This is a genomic window from Enterococcus sp. DIV0236 (assembly GCF_050558525.1).
Lineage (GTDB): Bacteria > Bacillota > Bacilli > Lactobacillales > Enterococcaceae > Enterococcus > Enterococcus faecalis.
Genome location: NZ_CP187891.1, coordinates 807,494 through 826,459, shown reverse-complemented (window position 1 = coordinate 826,459; position 18,966 = coordinate 807,494). Strand labels below are relative to the sequence as shown.

Annotated in this window: 10 protein-coding genes, 13 tRNA genes, 3 rRNA genes and 2 riboswitches; of the genes, 4 read left to right on the top strand and 22 right to left on the bottom strand. The window is 40.0% G+C overall.

Going from position 1 to position 18,966, the window contains the following annotated elements; genetic code table 11:
• Positions 1–77 precede the first annotated feature (77 nt).
• Complete coding sequence (locus IGK27_RS04030; protein WP_002358159.1) at positions 78–1,748, top strand: PucR family transcriptional regulator; 1,671 nt, start codon at positions 78–80, stop codon at positions 1,746–1,748.
• Positions 1,749–1,802: 54 nt separating this feature from the next.
• Here the strand turns inward: IGK27_RS04030 and IGK27_RS04025 are convergent, their stop codons facing one another.
• The 3 genes from IGK27_RS04025 to IGK27_RS04015 form a co-directional block, all read right to left on the bottom strand.
• The gene (locus IGK27_RS04025) at positions 1,803–2,228 is read right to left on the bottom strand and encodes a universal stress protein (RefSeq protein WP_002358161.1); all 426 of its coding nucleotides are present in this window, start codon (positions 2,226–2,228) and stop codon (positions 1,803–1,805) included.
• Positions 2,228–3,826, bottom strand: coding sequence for an Nramp family divalent metal transporter (locus IGK27_RS04020; protein ID WP_002382010.1), 1,599 nt, complete (start codon positions 3,824–3,826; stop codon positions 2,228–2,230). The genes IGK27_RS04025 and IGK27_RS04020 overlap by 1 nt, the downstream gene beginning before the upstream one ends.
• A gap of 268 nt (positions 3,827–4,094) precedes the next feature.
• Positions 4,095–4,610 (bottom strand): AAA family ATPase, encoded by a 516-nt coding sequence (locus IGK27_RS04015; RefSeq protein WP_002384763.1) that lies wholly within the window; start codon positions 4,608–4,610, stop codon positions 4,095–4,097.
• A gap of 314 nt (positions 4,611–4,924) precedes the next feature.
• Positions 4,925–5,093, top strand: a riboswitch (M-box (ykoK) riboswitch).
• 44 nt (positions 5,094–5,137) lie between these two features.
• Here IGK27_RS04015 and IGK27_RS04010 point away from each other — a divergent pair.
• From IGK27_RS04010 to IGK27_RS04000, 3 genes are all read left to right on the top strand, one after another.
• Positions 5,138–6,910, top strand: a complete 1,773-nt coding sequence (locus tag IGK27_RS04010) for an ABC transporter permease subunit (protein WP_002384764.1) — start codon at positions 5,138–5,140, stop codon at positions 6,908–6,910.
• Between the two features lie 88 nt (positions 6,911–6,998).
• On the top strand, positions 6,999–7,778 hold the full coding sequence (locus IGK27_RS04005; protein WP_002360638.1) for an ABC transporter ATP-binding protein: 780 nt from the start codon (positions 6,999–7,001) through the stop codon (positions 7,776–7,778).
• Positions 7,779–7,840: 62 nt separating this feature from the next.
• A riboswitch (M-box (ykoK) riboswitch) is annotated at positions 7,841–8,008 on the top strand.
• A gap of 68 nt (positions 8,009–8,076) precedes the next feature.
• A complete protein-coding gene (locus IGK27_RS04000) occupies positions 8,077–8,337 on the top strand; it encodes a hypothetical protein (RefSeq protein WP_002363651.1) in 261 nt (86 codons plus the stop codon).
• Between the two features lie 17 nt (positions 8,338–8,354).
• On the opposite strand, the gene IGK27_RS03995 is transcribed toward IGK27_RS04000, so the two are convergent.
• From IGK27_RS03995 to gndA, 19 genes are all read right to left on the bottom strand, one after another.
• Positions 8,355–8,438, bottom strand: a tRNA-Leu gene (locus IGK27_RS03995).
• Positions 8,439–8,451: 13 nt separating this feature from the next.
• Positions 8,452–8,522, bottom strand: a tRNA-Cys gene (locus IGK27_RS03990).
• A 25-nt stretch (positions 8,523–8,547) separates the two neighbouring features.
• A tRNA-Gln gene (locus tag IGK27_RS03985) sits at positions 8,548–8,619 on the bottom strand.
• A 14-nt stretch (positions 8,620–8,633) separates the two neighbouring features.
• Positions 8,634–8,706, bottom strand: a tRNA-His gene (locus IGK27_RS03980).
• Positions 8,707–8,742: 36 nt separating this feature from the next.
• A tRNA-Trp gene (locus IGK27_RS03975) sits at positions 8,743–8,816 on the bottom strand.
• A gap of 4 nt (positions 8,817–8,820) precedes the next feature.
• Positions 8,821–8,901 (bottom strand) — tRNA-Tyr (locus tag IGK27_RS03970).
• A gap of 5 nt (positions 8,902–8,906) precedes the next feature.
• Positions 8,907–8,979 (bottom strand) — tRNA-Phe (locus IGK27_RS03965).
• Positions 8,980–9,024: 45 nt separating this feature from the next.
• Positions 9,025–9,100, bottom strand: a tRNA-Asp gene (locus tag IGK27_RS03960).
• Positions 9,101–9,110: 10 nt separating this feature from the next.
• Positions 9,111–9,183 (bottom strand) — tRNA-Val (locus IGK27_RS03955).
• 27 nt (positions 9,184–9,210) lie between these two features.
• Positions 9,211–9,282: transfer RNA gene (locus IGK27_RS03950), tRNA-Glu, on the bottom strand.
• 17 nt (positions 9,283–9,299) lie between these two features.
• Positions 9,300–9,388, bottom strand: a tRNA-Ser gene (locus tag IGK27_RS03945).
• Positions 9,389–9,431: 43 nt separating this feature from the next.
• Positions 9,432–9,505, bottom strand: a tRNA-Asn gene (locus IGK27_RS03940).
• 6 nt (positions 9,506–9,511) lie between these two features.
• Positions 9,512–9,627 (bottom strand): 5S ribosomal RNA (rrf, locus tag IGK27_RS03935).
• A gap of 96 nt (positions 9,628–9,723) precedes the next feature.
• Positions 9,724–12,636: ribosomal RNA gene (locus IGK27_RS03930) — 23S ribosomal RNA — on the bottom strand.
• A 176-nt stretch (positions 12,637–12,812) separates the two neighbouring features.
• Positions 12,813–12,885 (bottom strand) — tRNA-Ala (locus IGK27_RS03925).
• A 79-nt stretch (positions 12,886–12,964) separates the two neighbouring features.
• Positions 12,965–14,525, bottom strand: a 16S ribosomal RNA gene (locus IGK27_RS03920).
• Together the 16S, 23S and 5S rRNA genes with 13 tRNA genes alongside form the textbook arrangement of a ribosomal RNA operon.
• Positions 14,526–15,169: 644 nt before the next feature.
• Complete coding sequence (locus IGK27_RS03915) at positions 15,170–16,678, bottom strand: HAMP domain-containing sensor histidine kinase (protein WP_002363430.1); 1,509 nt, start codon at positions 16,676–16,678, stop codon at positions 15,170–15,172.
• Positions 16,679–16,688: 10 nt separating this feature from the next.
• Entirely contained in the window at positions 16,689–17,375 is a 687-nt protein-coding gene (locus IGK27_RS03910) for a response regulator transcription factor (RefSeq protein WP_002355954.1), read from the bottom strand.
• A gap of 157 nt (positions 17,376–17,532) precedes the next feature.
• Positions 17,533–18,954 carry an NADP-dependent phosphogluconate dehydrogenase gene (gene gndA, locus IGK27_RS03905; protein ID WP_002355953.1) on the bottom strand — a complete coding sequence of 474 codons (1,422 nt, stop codon included), beginning with the start codon at positions 18,952–18,954 and terminating at the stop codon, positions 17,533–17,535.
• Positions 18,955–18,966 lie beyond the last annotated feature (12 nt).

The window sequence follows — 18,966 nt, the reverse complement described above, 5'->3', positions numbered from 1 at the left end:
CCCTAAAATAGTTTTGTAACATCTTACAATAAATACACTTAATTTTTAGATAATTCATACAAAAGGAGGCCTTGCTAATGATGACGGTCAATGATCTACTCCATGCAGAAGAACTACCTGGTTTAACCTTATTGACGCACGAGACCAATTTAGATGCGCCAATTCTACAAGCAAATATTTTAGAAAATCCTGATGCTTTTGACTGGTTAACGCCAGGAGAAATTTTATTAACTACCGGCTATATTTTCAAAGATCAGCCTTGCTTGCAAAAACGTCTTATTCAAGAACTAGCAAATATGAACTGCGCTGCTCTAGGCTTTAAAGTCCAACGCTATTTCAATGAAGTTCCACAAGAGATGATCCAATTAGCGAATGACGTCGGATTACCAATTCTCTCAATCCCTTATAATTACAACTTTTCTCAAATTATTTCATTGGTCAATCGCCGAGTCAATCAACCTGACGAAACGATTAGCCAACATTCTGTTCATATGCATAATAAATTTTATACAATTATCAAAGCTGGCGGAAAAAGTACCCAATTACTGGAAGTATTAAGTGCCGCGATTCAAGCGCCTGTAATGCTTTTAGACGAGCGTTTTCAGATTATGAATCATTTTGATTTACCTGATGCGCCAACAAGAATCACCAGTATTTTAAACAACGCGACTCTCAAAAAACAGTTTGAGACAGCTTTAAAAGCCCAGAACAATGAGCTCCTATTATTTTATAAAGAACCATTGACTGTTGAATTTTCCTTAGCGAACCATCAGTTATCTTTGCGAATTTTACCCATCAAAAAGAAAAATCTCAGCTTATCTTACTTAGTGATTTGGCAAACTACCAAAAAATTACAGACGATTGATTTATTATCTGTGGAGGTCTGCGCTCACTACCTTTTACCACAACTTCAATTAGAATCTTCGGAAAATTTAACAACGAGGCAAAAGATCGGGGCGCTGTTTCAAGACCTTATCCAAGAGAAAAATACCAATCCTCAAGCTTGGCAAGAATTTAGTAATTATCTGCAATTAAATGAAAAAGATACATTTAGTCTCTTGCTTGTAGCCATTGAACAATTGGAACAACTGTTTAATCCGACTATTCAAATGAATAGCATTGGCCATCAATTGAATCATATTTTAGAAGGATATCGACAAAAAATTACTGCCTTTCCTACACAAACTGGCTTTATTTTATTACTAGAAAATCCAGCGCAAGAGGAAGCCACCTACCTTGCACAAACCACTCATCTTGCCAAGAATTTACTAGAGCAACTAATGAAACTGAATCCAAAATTATCATTTAAATTAGCGATTGGGCCAACTGTCAAAAAAATCACCAATCTGTGTGATTCTTATAAATTAGCACAAGAAACATTCCACTTAGCACAAGCAAGTCAAGAATTACAACAACGAACTATTTTGAATTATGACGACCTCTTTTTTTATCGTTTAATGATCGAAACCCTGACCAAACAAGCCAAACAAAAAATATATCAACGATTGATTGAACCATTAGAAAAAGAAGATCAAAAACATGAAAGTTCCCTACTAGAAACCATCAACACCTACTTTCAGTCGAATAAAAATATTTCGTTGACTGCCACAAATATGTATGTACATCGTAATACAATTATTTACCGCTTAAAAAAAATAGAAGAGATTCTTCACTTAACTTTAGAATTTCCTGATAGTTCGCTACAACTAAGTTTGGCTGTTTATTTATATAAACAAAAATTACTATAAAAAGGCCACCACGAATAGTAAATCGTGGCGGCTTTTTTAACTGTTTCAATTTTGTTAGCGAATAATCATTACAGAAATTGGGGCATATCGAGCCATATAAGCTGCTTGGCTACCAAAAAAGCTTTTTAATTTGCTAGTTGACTTGGAGCCAATAATTAACAAATCTGGTTTATTCAAAGGAATAAGCTTATTAATAATTAATTCTCCTGGGTTCCCTTCATTGACAATTACACTTACTTTATCGATGCCATTCGCTAACGCTTCTTGTTGATATTTTTCCGTTTGTTTCTCTAATTTCGCCAACTGTTCTTGCCAATAATTTTTATCTAACGATTGGTAAACATTAATCTCTTTCTCTTCTAAAATCGAAACAATAACCAATTCAGCTTGTTCTTCTTTTGCTTTTTGGATAGCATAATGAAATGCTTTTAACGCATCTGGCGACTCTTCAACACCAACCATAATTTTTGAAAATTTCATTATTTAACCTCCTCTACTTGTTGCTCCATAGCTGCAAGTTGCTGTGCATATCGTTTATCGCCTTTATATAATTCCACAACCGTCCAAACTAACAAGAGGATGACGAGTGCTATGATGACATAGGCAATATTATCGGCTAACGTAATTTGACTCGCTGTCGGATTATCACCGAAAAATCCTTCAATTTGATCAGGTAAGCCTTTCATATTGAGGTAAATTAAGCCAATGACAGAAACCCAGCCTAACAATTTAATTAACCACGAGTTTTTAAAATGTTCACCCATTTCAACACGGCTATCTGTAAACATCAGTAAAGGCAACATCGAAAATGGCAAAGCAAATGCTAGAAAAACTTGTGAATTGTTCATTAAATTATTAATCGCAATATGCTCCTCCACTGTACTTTTTCCGCTGGTCATTAAAACACAGATTAAGACAGGAATAACAGATAACAAACGTGTGACCATCCGACGTAACCAAATTGGTACGCGCATATGAATAAACCCTTCCATAATGATTTGACCAGTTAACGTTCCTGTAATTGTTGAATTTTGTCCTGATGCCAATAAGGCTACCGCAAATAAAATTGATAAAATTCCAGAACCTGCAATATGCGCTAAAATAGAATTACTCATAACCGCTGGATTTGATAAAGCATCAAACAAACCAAAGAATGAAGGATCTTTGACACTGCCGGATTTAAAAACGGCCACACCCATAATCAATAATAAAGAGTTAACAAAAAATGCCATCGTTAATTGAATATTAGAATCCCAAGTTGAAAAGCGTAAAGCGCGTTGAATATCGGTTTTATCTTTACGATCAATTTTACGACTTTGCACAACAGAAGAATGTAAATACAAATTATGAGGCATCACTGTTGCACCAATAATCCCCAATGCACCTGTCAATGGCGTTTGCCCATTCACCGCATGTGATGTAGAAAAAGCTTCTGCGCTAGGAACCAGCCCTTTAATTACATCTCCCCATACTGGATTTGACAATGCCACTTGATAAGCAAAAATCACAAAAATAACAACAATTAAAGCAACAACAATAGCTTCAATTTTTCTAAAACCAATTTTTGTCAATAACAACAAAAGTAAAACATCAAATACCGTAATGAAGACAGCCAGACCTAAAGGAATATGAAATAATAAATATAAGGCAATTGCGCCCCCGATAACTTCAGCGATATCTGTAGCCATAATTGCTAACTCTGTTAAAATCCATAATACAATACCTAACGTCTTACTAGTTCTAGCACGAATCGCTTGTGCTAAATCCATCTGTGAAACAATGCCTAATTTAGCAGCCATATATTGGAGCAACATTGCAATCAAACTGGAAATTAAAATAATCGACATCAATAAATATTGAAAATTTTGTCCCCCAGTAATTGAAGTAGACCAGTTTCCTGGATCCATATACCCCACTGCTACCAATGCTCCTGGACCTGAGTAAGCAAATAACGTTTTCCAAAAACTCATATTTTTAGGCACGTCGATGGTGCCATTAATTTCTTCAAGCGAAGGACCATTTGCATATTCAATCAAATGATGTCTTTGCTTTGGTTCATGTTCTTCTGAATTTTTCAATTCAATTCCTTCTTTCGTTTTGCAATAATTTTAAAAGGCCCTTCCTGTCAGAAGGTTAACCTCTAATATATTTTAGGTACACCTAAAATATACTGCTAAAAATAACAAAATGCAAGACTTGAAAGAAAATTTTGACAGTGTAAAAATAGATTGTCGTAAATGTGCGGTCTTAAAGTTTGAAGAAATCAGGGTAGCTGGTAGTTGATTATCTTAAGAAGTAGAAAATAAGAGACCTAAGTCATTTCGGCTTAGGTCCCTTATTTTATTTTTATTCGGTTATTCTATTAAGAATGGTTGCTACAATTTCTGTCGTGTCAGCTGAATGATTTCTAAAAATCTCGGTAAACTGAATCTGACGAAAACCTTCAAGTACTTCGGGCAACTTATTTTTCCCCCATTCAAAAGTTCCATCATTTCTTTTCAATAATCTCTGTAAAATTTCTTCTTTCTCGACCGCTAACAAAAAATGATAAACGTCAATGCCTGCTCGTCTCAGATATCCAATCAGCTCTTCTTCATATTCATTTTTATAAAGGGTCATTGGAACAATAATCGGCCGTCCAGACTCTTTGGACATTCGTTTTAATAAATGAGCATTCCAGCAACGCCATTCCTGATACTCCTGAAAATCATTTTCTTTCATTTCTTCGGGAACTAACTCCATCAATGCACTACCAATAATTTCTGGATCATAAATGATTGCATTGGGAAGTTTTTGTTGTAACTCATGTGCAATGGTCGTTTTTCCGGCTCCAAACGCACCGTTTAACCAAATAATCATCATAATTTCCTTTCTTCTGAACAAATTTCTTTGTTGTTTAATTTAGGTGCTAGATTACTTTTAATTTTTTTAGCCATTCACTTATAGTTACTACTTACATCTTTAACAGTAAACGAGACAAACTAAAAATACAACATCCTACGCTATTAACCTCGGGTTACATAACATACTCATCTGATAATTTTCCCCTAAAAAAACAGAATGTGGGCAATCTTTTTAAGAATCATTGAATAGAATAACAACAAACAGTAATTCAGGTATAACCAGCTAGAAATTGTTTTATTTTTAGTCACGAGTATGATAAGCATGTAAATCAAATAGAATCATATTAGGTGAGGTTACTCTGAAGAACACAGGTTATCGCTCGGAAATGTCGAGAGACAGTAACGAGTAAAGCAGGGATTGTCGAATTAAGGCTTTCCTAAGATAACTAGAATTTTTTTTCTTACGTCTCAGAAAGCCAAAGCTCAATTATTGTGATTACCCTATAATCTTCTTCTTTTATTCGGCGACCTCTTTAATATGATTAATTGGAGGTTTTTAAATTGAAAGCTGTCACTGCATCATCTAAGAAAAATACCCTACTTGCTAAAAGTATCGGGAATCTTACCTTGCTCATCATTTTAGGCATTTTCATTTTTATCATCGTCTTCTCTTGGCTAAAAATGAATCGCCCTCTCCACACCCTTCCCTCAGAAGAATTCCTCGCAACACCAAGTAAAACAGATGATTTCTTATCTCCATCAAATCTTTTTTACTTTTCAATTCGAACCATGTTTCGAATGATTGTGGGTATGGCTTGGTCCTTCCTGTTTTCCTTTGTTTTTGGTATTTTAGCCGTAAAATATAAAACAGCAAGAAGAGTCATTTTACCATTAGTTAATTTCCTTGAATCTGTTCCATTGCTAGGTTTTTTGACCTTTACAACTGCTTGGTTACTTGGTTTATTTCCAGGAAATGTGATGGGCGCAGAAGCGGTTGCTATTTTTGCCATCTTCACAGGTCAAGCTTGGAACATCATGTTGACTCTTTATCAAATAATGGAAGTTATTCCTTCAGATCTAGTGAATGTGACCGATCAGTTCAAGTACAATGCTTGGGAAAAATTTTGGCGTCTTGAATTTGTTTACTCAATTCCTGGCTTACTTTGGAACGTTATTATTTCTCAAACTGCGGCTTGGTTTGCCTTGGTGGCCAGCGAACAAGCTTCTGTTGCCTTTCCTAAAGAAACCAACCTTTATTTACCAGGAATTGGTTCTTATATCCAAGTAGCATTAAATCGAGCCGACTTTAAATCCTGTTTATGGGCTGTTTTTGCCTTATTAATCAATGTGGTGATTTTAAACTTTTTAGTTTTTCAACCTTTAGTTCGAGCCACTTATTATTTTAAATATGAAACAGATGTCGAAAGTACGACGCCACCTAAATCCATCATTTATCATTTATTAAAAAAAGCAACTTTAACGAAATACTTTTCAAAAGCTTTTGTGAAATTCAGTCATTTTTGGATTTACGATTTACCAAAAGTTTGGTACTTTTTCAAGCTAGACTATCTCTATCGATTACTAGCAAAATTACGCCATTTCTTCAAAACATTATGGTATGTCAGCTTAACCATTATTGGGGTTTATTGTTCTATTAAGCTCTATCATTTTTTGCCCCATCAAGATTTCAGCATGATTCCTAGATTAACACTTTATACTACGCTACGGGTTACCTTGGCTATGGTCGTTGCTGGCATTATCTTTACTCCCTTAGCAATCTGGGTTGCGAATGATAATCGGCGCTTAAGTATCGTTCAACCGATTGGACAAATTTTAGGCTCCATTCCGTCAAATGTTTATACTCCATTCATTGTGTTGATTATTAGTATGGGCTTCAACAAATTAGAATGGTGGATTTTACCACTCATCATGGTTGGTTGCCAATGGTATTTTTTCTTTAATGTAATTGCTGGCTACTTAGCCATCCCTGATGATATTCGTGACGTAACCAAACTTTTTAAATTATCTAAATGGCAATGGTGGACAAAATTTTTGATCCCTTCTATTTTACCTTACCTCATTACAGCAATTATTAACGCTGCTGGTGCTGCTTGGAACGCTGATATCGCAGCAGAAAGCATTCAATGGGGCAAAAAATCAATAGATGTTACTGGCCTAGGACAATATATTGCGGCAAACGATGGCGTAAAAGATAAATCTGCCTTAGGAACCTTAGCGATGTGTTTCGTTGTTGGTTTATGTATCGCCTTTGTTTGGCAACCTTTATATCGAGCAGCAAAACAAAAATTTCACTATTAATAGCTGGACGACTCAACTCGACTAAATTTTTAAGATAAACTAGAGAGGAGAACGATAGGTGATTTCCCTTTACCTATCTAATAAGACGATGGAAAATAAAGAATTATTAAGCATAAAATCAGTATATAAAGAATTTGAAATTGAAGGACATTCAGAACATTTAAAAGTCCTTGAAAATATTGATTTAACAGTTAAAACGAATGAATTTTTAAGTATTATCGGACAATCAGGAACAGGAAAATCAACGTTGCTCAGAAGTATTGCTGGACTTCTTCGTACAACTAGAGGTGAAATTACTTTTGAAGATAAAATCATTAATGAGCCTGATGCCAATATCGGCATGGTTTTTCAACATTTTGCCCTTTTTCCTTGGTTGACAGTTGAAAAAAATATCAGCTTTGGCTTAGAAAACCGTAAAGAAATTTCCCGTGAACAAATAAACAAAAGAGTCAGTAATCTCATTGAAATGATTGGTTTAACTGGTTTTGAAAAAGCTTATCCCAGAGAGTTATCTGGTGGAATGAAACAGCGTGTAGGCTTTGCTCGTGCTTTAGCCATCGAACCTAGCTTATTGCTCTTAGACGAACCTTTTTCAGCTTTAGATATCATTACAGCCAGCCAATTATCTAACGATTTATTAGAAATTTGGCTAAACAATCAAATTGCGACTAAATCAATTGTGATGATCACGCATGATGTTCAACAAGCAGTTCAACTTTCTGATCGGGTTGTATTAATGGATGCAAATCCTGGTCGTATTGCCAAAATTTACTCAATCGATATCCCCAGAAATCAACGTTCGCCAAAAACAACCATTGATATTGTAGAACAAATAACAGAAGAAATGGTTCGTCGCATTCATTTGTAAATAGAACTGTTTTGACTTCTGCTTATGTCTTGACAAAGAGTTACTTAAAAGACTATTATTTCTTTGTAATAAGTTAGGTGAGGCTCCTATACAAACATAGGCTATTGCTCAGAAATGTCGAGAGACACCAATGAGTAGAACAAGACTGGTCGAGGAGAAGGCTTTTCTCAAAATAGCTAAGAGTGATCTTTACGTTGTATAGTGCTAAAGCTCAACGTTCATGTTGATGTATCTTTTTAGTCTCTAGTCAATCAGTTAAGTAAGTACTTTTATTTAAAATTAAGAGAGGAGTGAAAGTATGACTACTATGTTAGCAATCATTGGAACTGTTGCAATCATCACAGTTCAAGTTATTGAATATAATATGACAGAAATTCATATTCCTACTGCAGGAACATTTAATGACGATGATGCAGAACCCCCACATTCTTCTGTAACCCTTGTATTTATTCGCACTATACTTATCACTCTCTCACTTAACTTTCCATCTCATTTTTTTGAGATGGTTTTTTTATGTATTCTAGAAAATAATAAACAAAAAAGACTGTTAAATCAATGATTTAACAGTCTTTAGTATACCGGCGGCCGGGGTCGAACCGGCACTCCCGTGAAGGAACTGGATTTTGAGTCCAGCGCGTCTGCCAATTCCGCCACGCCGGCAAGATATTTTGGAAGGCGGTAACCGGATTTGAACCGGTGATGAAGGTTTTGCAGACCTCTGCCTTACCACTTGGCTATACCGCCATATTCCATTTTTGTTACAAAAAAACTGGGGTAGCTGGATTCGAACCAACGCATGACGGAGTCAAAGTCCGTTGCCTTACCGCTTGGCTATACCCCAATAAAATTACAAAGGGCGACCGATGGGAATCGAACCCACGAATGCCAGAGCCACAATCTGGTGTGTTAACCACTTCACCACGATCGCCGTAATCTTAAAAAGTGTATCTATTAAATAATTAAATGGCAGGGGCAGCAGGAATTGAACCCACACCAACGGTTTTGGAGACCGTTGTTCTACCTTTAAACTATGCCCCTAAAATGGAGGAAAGTGGATTCGAACCACTGAACCCTAAGGAACGGATTTACAGTCCGTCGCGTTTAGCCACTTCGCTATTCCTCCATAAATGGCGTGAGACAGAGTCGAACTGCCGACACACGGAGCTTCAATCCGTTGCTCTACCAACTGAGCTACCACGCCTAAAACAAAAGCTTGTCCAAATAATTTTCAAGTAACAACATTAAATGGCGGTTCCGACGGGATTTGAACCCGCGATCTCCTGCGTGACAGGCAGGCATGTTAACCCCTACACCACGGAACCAACCGAGTAATGGAGGTTAACGGGATCGAACCGCTGACCCCCTGCTTGTAAGGCAGGTGCTCTCCCAGCTGAGCTAAACCTCCAAAAAGGAATGTTACTATTAAAATAAATGACCCGTACGGGACTCGAACCCGTGTTACCGCCGTGAAAGGGCGGTGTCTTAACCGCTTGACCAACGGGCCAGTTTGTAAATATGAAACGGAGAGTAAGGGATTCGAACCCTTGAGACAGTGTTTACCGCCTACATGATTTCCAATCATGCTCCTTCGGCCTCTCGGACAACTCTCCATAGCTGAAAGAAGCACATACTCATGATATTTCATATGTTAAACTCCGGCAGTAGGACTCGAACCTACGACATCATGATTAACAGTCATGCGCTACTACCAACTGAGCTATGCCGGAATAATCGCGTGGCGACGTCCTACTCTCACAAAGGGAAACCCTTCACTACAATCGGCGCTAAGAAGCTTAACTTCTGTGTTCGGCATGGGAACAGGTGTATCCTTCTCGCTATCGCCACCACACTGGGTGTTGTTTCTTATTGAGTTGAATCTTCATTCACTCAAAACTGGATTGAAGTTTGAATCAAAATAACCAAGTTGCTTTTACTTATCCATTCTTTGGTTAAGTCCTCGACCGATTAGTATTGGTCCGCTCCAACTATCACTAGCCTTCCACTTCCAACCTATCTACCTGATCATCTCTCAGGGGTCTTACTTTCTTAAAGAAATGGGAAATCTCATCTTGAGGTGGGCTTCACACTTAGATGCTTTCAGCGTTTATCCCTTCCCTACATAGCTACCCAGCAATGCCCTTGGCAGAACAACTGGTACACCAGCGGTAAGTCCATCCCGGTCCTCTCGTACTAAGGACAGCTCCTCTCAAATTTCCAACGCCCGCGACGGATAGGGACCGAACTGTCTCACGACGTTCTGAACCCAGCTCGCGTGCCGCTTTAATGGGCGAACAGCCCAACCCTTGGGACCGACTACAGCCCCAGGATGCGACGAGCCGACATCGAGGTGCCAAACCTCCCCGTCGATGTGGACTCTTGGGGGAGATAAGCCTGTTATCCCCAGGGTAGCTTTTATCCGTTGAGCGATGGCCCTTCCATGCGGAACCACCGGATCACTAAGCCCGACTTTCGTCCCTGCTCGACTTGTAGGTCTCGCAGTCAAGCTCCCTTCTGCCTTTACACTCTTCGAATGATTTCCAACCATTCTGAGGGAACCTTTGGGCGCCTCCGTTACCTTTTAGGAGGCGACCGCCCCAGTCAAACTGCCCATCTGACACTGTCTCCCACCACGATTAGTGGTGCGGGTTAGAGGGTTCATAACACAAGGGTAGTATCCCACCAGCGCCTCCTCCGAAACTAGCGTTCCGGTCTCATCGGCTCCTACCTATCCTGTACATGTGGTACAAACACTCAATATCAAACTACAGTAAAGCTCCATGGGGTCTTTCCGTCCTGTCGCGGGTAACCTGCATCTTCACAGGTACTAAAATTTCACCGAGTCTCTCGTTGAGACAGTGCCCAAATCGTTACGCCTTTCGTGCGGGTCGGAACTTACCCGACAAGGAATTTCGCTACCTTAGGACCGTTATAGTTACGGCCGCCGTTTACTGGGGCTTCAATTCTGAGCTTCGCCGAAGCTAACCCATCCTCTTAACCTTCCAGCACCGGGCAGGCGTCAGCCCCTATACTTCATCTTACGATTTTGCAGAGACCTGTGTTTTTGATAAACAGTCGCTTGGGCCTATTCACTGCGGCTGACCGAAGTCAGCACCCCTTCTCCCGAAGTTACGGGGTCATTTTGCCGAGTTCCTTAACGAGAGTTCGCTCGCTCACCTTAGGATACTCTCCTCGACTACCTGTGTCGGTTTACGGTACGGGCAGTTGTTTTCTCACTAGAAGCTTTTCTTGGCAGTGTGACATCAGGAACTTCGCTACTATTATTTCGCTCCCCGTCACAACTTGTCCTTAAAGAGTAAAGCATTTAACTCTACTCAAGACTCATTGCTTGGACATGCACTTCCAATCGCATGCATTCCTTAGCCTACTGCGTCCCTCCATTGCTCAAACAAAAACAACTGGTACAGGAATATCAACCTGTTGTCCATCGCCTACGCCTATCGGCCTCGGCTTAGGTCCCGACTAACCCTGGGCGGACGAGCCTTCCCCAGGAAACCTTAGTCATACGGTGGACAGGATTCTCACCTGTCTTTCGCTACTCATACCGGCATTCTCACTTCTAAGCGCTCCAGCCGTCCTCACGATCGACCTTCAACGCCCTTAGAACGCTCTCCTACCACTACACCTAATGGTGTAGTCCACAGCTTCGGTAATATGTTTAGCCCCGGTACATTTTCGGCGCAGGGTCACTCGACTAGTGAGCTATTACGCACTCTTTAAATGGTGGCTGCTTCTAAGCCAACATCCTAGTTGTCTGTGCAACCCCACATCCTTTTCCACTTAACATATATTTTGGGACCTTAGCTGGTGGTCTGGGCTGTTTCCCTTTCGACTACGGATCTTATCACTCGCAGTCTGACTCCCGGATATAAATGAATGGCATTCGGAGTTTATCTGAATTCGGTAACCCGAGATGGGCCCCTAGTCCAAACAGTGCTCTACCTCCATCATTCTCAATTCCGAGGCTAGCCCTAAAGCTATTTCGGAGAGAACCAGCTATCTCCAAGTTCGTTTGGAATTTCTCCGCTACCCACACCTCATCCCCGCACTTTTCAACGTACGTGGGTTCGGTCCTCCAGTGCGTTTTACCGCACCTTCAACCTGGACATGGGTAGATCACATGGTTTCGGGTCTACGACTACATACTCATTCGCCCTATTCAGACTCGCTTTCGCTGCGGCTCCGTCTCTTCGACTTAACCTCGCATGCAATCGTAACTCGCCGGTTCATTCTACAAAAGGCACGCCATCACTCATTAACGAGCTTTGACTTGTTGTAGGCACACGGTTTCAGGATCTATTTCACTCCCCTTCCGGGGTGCTTTTCACCTTTCCCTCACGGTACTGGTTCACTATCGGTCACTAGGGAGTATTTAGCCTTGCGGGATGGTCCCCGCGGATTCCGACGGAATTTCTCGTGTTCCGCCGTACTCAGGATCCTCCTAGGTGTTGTTAGCATTTCGTCTACGGGGCTTTCACCCTCTTTAGCGGAATTTTCCAAATCCTTCAACTATACTAACAGACTACCATATTGGAGTCCTACAACCCCAACAAGCAAGCTTGTTGGTTTGGGCTCTTCCCGTTTCGCTCGCCGCTACTCAGGGAATCGAATTTTCTTTCTCTTCCTGCAGGTACTAAGATGTTTCAGTTCTCTGCGTCTACCTCTAATCAGCTATGTATTCACTGAAAAGTAATATCCTATAAAAGATATTGGGTTCCCCCATTCGGAAATCTCTGGATCATAGCTTACTTACAGCTCCCCAAAGCATATCGGTGTTAGTCCCGTCCTTCATCGGCTCCTAGTGCCAAGGCATCCACCGTGCGCCCTTATTCACTTAACCTTATCAACCTTACGGTTGGGTCTTGATCACTTCTTCTAGCGATAGAAGGTTAATCAATAAATAAGCAATTGAACTTATTAAAAAACTCATTCAACGCGGTGTTCTCGGTTTGTTTTGATTCTTTTTACTTCAATATCCAGTTTTCAATGAACGAATTTGATAGCAAAAGCTATCAATGGAGCCTAGCGGGATCGAACCGCTGACCTCCTGCGTGCAAAGCAGGCGCTCTCCCAGCTGAGCTAAGGCCCCGAACTTATTTGATTGAGAGTAGACCTCTCAAAACTGAACAAAGTAAAGACGAAATGTGTATTTCCGTAATATTCCTTAGAAAGGAGGTGATCCAGCCGCACCTTCCGATACGGCTACCTTGTTACGACTTCACCCCAATCATCTATCCCACCTTAGGCGGCTGGCTCCAAAAAGGTTACCTCACCGACTTCGGGTGTTACAAACTCTCGTGGTGTGACGGGCGGTGTGTACAAGGCCCGGGAACGTATTCACCGCGGCGTGCTGATCCGCGATTACTAGCGATTCCGGCTTCATGCAGGCGAGTTGCAGCCTGCAATCCGAACTGAGAGAAGCTTTAAGAGATTTGCATGACCTCGCGGTCTAGCGACTCGTTGTACTTCCCATTGTAGCACGTGTGTAGCCCAGGTCATAAGGGGCATGATGATTTGACGTCATCCCCACCTTCCTCCGGTTTGTCACCGGCAGTCTCGCTAGAGTGCCCAACTAAATGATGGCAACTAACAATAAGGGTTGCGCTCGTTGCGGGACTTAACCCAACATCTCACGACACGAGCTGACGACAACCATGCACCACCTGTCACTTTGTCCCCGAAGGGAAAGCTCTATCTCTAGAGTGGTCAAAGGATGTCAAGACCTGGTAAGGTTCTTCGCGTTGCTTCGAATTAAACCACATGCTCCACCGCTTGTGCGGGCCCCCGTCAATTCCTTTGAGTTTCAACCTTGCGGTCGTACTCCCCAGGCGGAGTGCTTAATGCGTTTGCTGCAGCACTGAAGGGCGGAAACCCTCCAACACTTAGCACTCATCGTTTACGGCGTGGACTACCAGGGTATCTAATCCTGTTTGCTCCCCACGCTTTCGAGCCTCAGCGTCAGTTACAGACCAGAGAGCCGCCTTCGCCACTGGTGTTCCTCCATATATCTACGCATTTCACCGCTACACATGGAATTCCACTCTCCTCTTCTGCACTCAAGTCTCCCAGTTTCCAATGACCCTCCCCGGTTGAGCCGGGGGCTTTCACATCAGACTTAAGAAACCGCCTGCGCTCGCTTTACGCCCAATAAATCCGGACAACGCTTGCCACCTACGTATTACCGCGGCTGCTGGCACGTAGTTAGCCGTGGCTTTCTGGTTAGATACCGTCAGGGGACGTTCAGTTACTAACGTCCTTGTTCTTCTCTAACAACAGAGTTTTACGATCCGAAAACCTTCTTCACTCACGCGGCGTTGCTCGGTCAGACTTTCGTCCATTGCCGAAGATTCCCTACTGCTGCCTCCCGTAGGAGTCTGGGCCGTGTCTCAGTCCCAGTGTGGCCGATCACCCTCTCAGGTCGGCTATGCATCGTGGCCTTGGTGAGCCGTTACCTCACCAACTAGCTAATGCACCGCGGGTCCATCCATCAGCGACACCCGAAAGCGCCTTTCACTCTTATGCCATGCGGCATAAACTGTTATGCGGTATTAGCACCTGTTTCCAAGTGTTATCCCCCTCTGATGGGTAGGTTACCCACGTGTTACTCACCCGTCCGCCACTCCTCTTTCCAATTGAGTGCAAGCACTCGGGAGGAAAGAAGCGTTCGACTTGCATGTATTAGGCACGCCGCCAGCGTTCGTCCTGAGCCAGGATCAAACTCTCATAATAAAAGTTAGAACAATCTTTCGATTGTTAAGCTCAATTTGTTTGCTAGCATATTGCTTGCTTGTTAAAAATGTTTGTTGTCTTGAATTGAATCAAGACGCCCTACACATTTGGTTCGTCTATTCTTTGTTCAGTTTTCAAAGGTCTACGTTACCTCGCAGCAACTTTTATATCATAACAAACTTTCATTTGAATGTCAAGAACTTTTTTGAAAAAGTTTTTTTAAGTTGTTTCGCTCGGTCGTTGTCGTCTGTTGTGACAACTTCTATATCTTATCATTATCTCAGTTGTTTGTCAACAACTTTTTAAAACTTTTTTGTTATTTTATAACAAGTTTTTTTGATCAAATGATTGATTTAAAAGCAATCTCTTTAACGACTTTGTTATTCTAACATGTTATTTATCTTTTCGTCAAGAAAAATTTTTAACTTTTTAAAACTTTTTTCTTAACGAACTGTTTGTCAGAACAGATATTAATATACCAAGGATTTTTCTAAAACGCAACTATTATTTTGCAGAAAAATAACATTTTTTTCAATTTCGAACGATGAATATTTTCTGCAAAGAAAACATTCGTTTCTTTATCTTATAATCCCTTTTCTCTTACTGAAATGTTCGTTAATCATTCGTAAAAAAAGCAACGTACTTTATTGTACGTTGCTCTCTTCTTTTATTCCAGCGATTGGAATAAAAATTCTAAAGATCGTTCCTTGATGCAATACGCTTTCTGCATCAATACGTCCTTTATAGTTTTCGACTAATTGTTTTGCAATTGATAGTCCTAAGCCATTACCGCCTTTATTTCTTGCACGGGCTTTATCTACTCGATAGAATCGATCAAATATTTTCTCCAAGTCTTCTTCAGTGATTCCTTCACCAAAATCTTGCACAGCTATTTCAAATTCATTCATCGTTCGAGAAATGGAAATATGCACTTCTTTTCGATCGGTTGAATATTTAATCGCATTATCTAATAGAATAATTAGCAATTGTTCAAAGTGATTACGATAGATTTTCAGTTCAACTTCGGTTGGTAAATCGTCATCTAACGTGATATGAAACTCAGGATAAACCAATTGGAAGTTATTAAATACTTGGTAGACTACTTGTTTAGCATCTGTTCGTTCATTTGCATATTGGGTGTCCACTTGTTCAGCGCGTGAAAGGTCAAGCATTTCTTGGACCAAACTCTTCATACGACTAATTTCTTGTAAACTGGCCTTTAATGATTCATCTAAAATTTCAGGATCGTCTTTCCCCCAACGATTTAAAAGGTTTAAATGGCCTTCCATAATCGCAACGGGCGTTCTTAATTCATGGGAAACATCTTCAACAAACTGCTCTTGTTGTTCGATATAGCGTCTCATACGATCTAACATTTCATTAAAGATTTCCGAGATATCTGCTAACTCATCTCTCGTATTAATCTCCGGCATGTGGACATCTGATTGCGGGTCTTTGCGGATTGTATCCATTGTGTCTCTCAATACTTTTAATGGTTTTAAGAAATAAGAAGAGAGGATAAAGCCTAAGACACTACTTACAATCAGAGAAATCACTTCTAAAACTACAAGTGTTAATAATAAATGATTACGAATTTCATAAAAAGAAGAAAGTTCATAAAACGCTTGAATATAGCCAATCTTTTCTCGTGTTTCTTTTGAAAAAATAGGTTCCACGGAATAAAAACCGGTTTTATCAAAAACGGTTCGAACAACAGGTAATTGTCGATCCAATTGTAATAACTTATCATATTCATTTTGTGTTTTAAAAACTAGCTTTTGGTTTGTGTCATACACAGATAAATAAAGTTCTGGTTGTCCTAGTTCAGATATGAAACTGTCCATTTCCATAAACGAACCTTCTACTGCTGTATGCTTATTATAGTAGTTTTCATCTCTTTCACTCGGCGTTTTTAAATAGTCAAAAACGTCTGTTACCGTTAAATTTTCATTGGCATTAGCTAATCGATTTGTTACTTCTGCAATCGTTGCTTCGACATTTTCCTTTTCTTTGGCAACAATAAGACTGACAGAAGACTTATAGGTAATCACCGCAAAAATGGTAAAAACTACAAATATAAAGAAAGAACTTGCGAAAGCCCACTTTATAGTTAAAGATGGGCCTTCCAGTTCTTTTTTAATCGTTCTTTTCATTAATTAGTTCTCACGAACGCATAACGTAGCCAGTTCCACGGACAGTTTGGATGTAGCTTTCTTCTCCAGGTACGTCAATTTTATTTCGCAAGTAGCGGATATATACATCCACAACGTTTGTTTCTACTTCTGTTTCATAGCCCCAAACTTTATTTAGTAACACATCACGTGCCAAGACAACGTTCACGTTTTCCATTAGCGTTAATAGTAATTCGTATTCGCGTTTTGTTAATTCAATCATTTCAGAATTACGACGAACGACACGATTTTCTTTTTCAATTGTTAAGTCACGATATGTAATCGTTGTTTGTTTTGCAACGTTTTTATCGCCCTCAATATCAATACGACGAAGTAACGCACGTAAACGAGCTAACAATTCTTCAATTGCAAATGGTTTAACAATATAATCATCCGCTCCATGGTCTAAGCCAGAAACACGGTCAATTACTGAATCACGCGCAGTCATCATAATAATTGGTGTATTTTTCACTTGGCGAACACGGCGACATACTTCTAATCCATTTAATTCTGGTAACATCAAATCAAGAAGGATAGCATCCCATTCGTTGTTAAGAGCGGCTTCCAATCCTGTACGACCATTGTAGTGTACTTCTGTCGTATACCCCTCATGTTTTAATTCAAGCTCAACGAATCTCGCTAAGTTCTTTTCATCTTCAATAATTAAAATGTTGCTCATTTGATTAATTGTCCTTTCTCTTTAAAAGCTATACTCAAGCTCAACCTTTTTATTCCTTACTACTTATTAGAGAATTACTACTCAATCTGTCTGGTTCTTTTTTAAGCCACAGTAAAACCATGAGCATGGTGAGCCACACTCATGGTCTCCAGCGTGTTTATTCTTCGTTGTACCAGCTGTAATGGTAGATTCCTTCTTTGTCTGTGCGTTCGTACGTATGAGCACCGAAGTAATCACGTTGTGCTTGAATTAAATTCGCTGGTAAGCGATCTGAACGATAAGAATCGTAATAAGCAATTGCAGATGAGAATGTTGGTACAGGAACACCTGCTTGAACAGCAATCGCAACAACTTCACGAACGGCTTGTTGATATTTTTTCGTAATTTCTACAAAGTATTCATCTAACAACAAGTTTTCAAGTGCTGGATTTTTTTCATATGCATCGGTAATTTTTTGTAAGAATTGTGCACGGATAATACAACCTGCTCGCCAGATTTTTGCAATTTCACCAAATGGTAAATCCCATCCGTATTCTTCAGAAGCTGCACGGAGTTGTGCAAAACCTTGCGCATAACTCATTAATTTACTAAAGTATAATGCTTCGCGAATTTTTTCAATCAATTCTTTTTTATCACCTGCAAAGTTAAAGGCTGCAGGTTTTGATAAAATGCCACTTGCTTTTACGCGTTCTTCTTTGTAAGCCGAAATAAAACGTGCAAATACTGATTCTGTAATTAATGGTAATGGTACACCAAGATCTAACGCACTTTGGCTTGTCCATTTACCTGTTCCTTTGTTGCCTGCTGCATCAAGAATAACATCAACGATTGGTTGGTCGGTTCCTTCATCATCTTTACGTGTCAAAATGTCAGCCGTGATCTCGATAAGGTAACTGTCTAATTCGCCTTCGTTCCATTCTTTGAAAATCTCTGCCATTTCATCAACAGATAAACCTAAGATTTGTTTCATTAAATCGTAGGATTCAGCAATTAATTGCATGTCCCCATATTCAATCCCATTATGAACCATTTTTACATAATGTCCAGCACCATTTGGGCCAATGTAAGTCACACATGGTTCACCGTCTTCTGCTTTAGCTGAAATTTTTTCAAGAATTGGCGCAACTAACTCATACGCTTCTTTTTGTCCGCCAGGCATGATAGATGGTCCTTTCAAGGCTCCTTCTTCTCCGCCAGAAACGCCAGTACCAATAAAGTTAATTCCTGAGTTTGCTAGTTCTTCATTACGTCGCATTGTGTCTTTGAAGAACGTATTACCGCCATCAATTAAGATATCGCCTTTATCAAGGTGTGGTAACAATTCTTGGATTGTCGCATCTGTTGCAGGTCCAGCTTTAACCATCAACATAATTCGACGAGGTTTTTCAATTGCATTCACAAATTCCTCAATTGAGTATGTTGCTTGAAAGTTTTTGTCAGGATGTTCTTCAACCACTTCTGTTGTTTTTGATCCTGTACGGTTATACAGCGCAACTGTATAGCCTCTGCTTTCAATGTTTAAAGCAAGATTTTTTCCCATGACAGCCATGCCGACTACGCCAAATTGTTGTTTTGTCATTTTATGACCTCC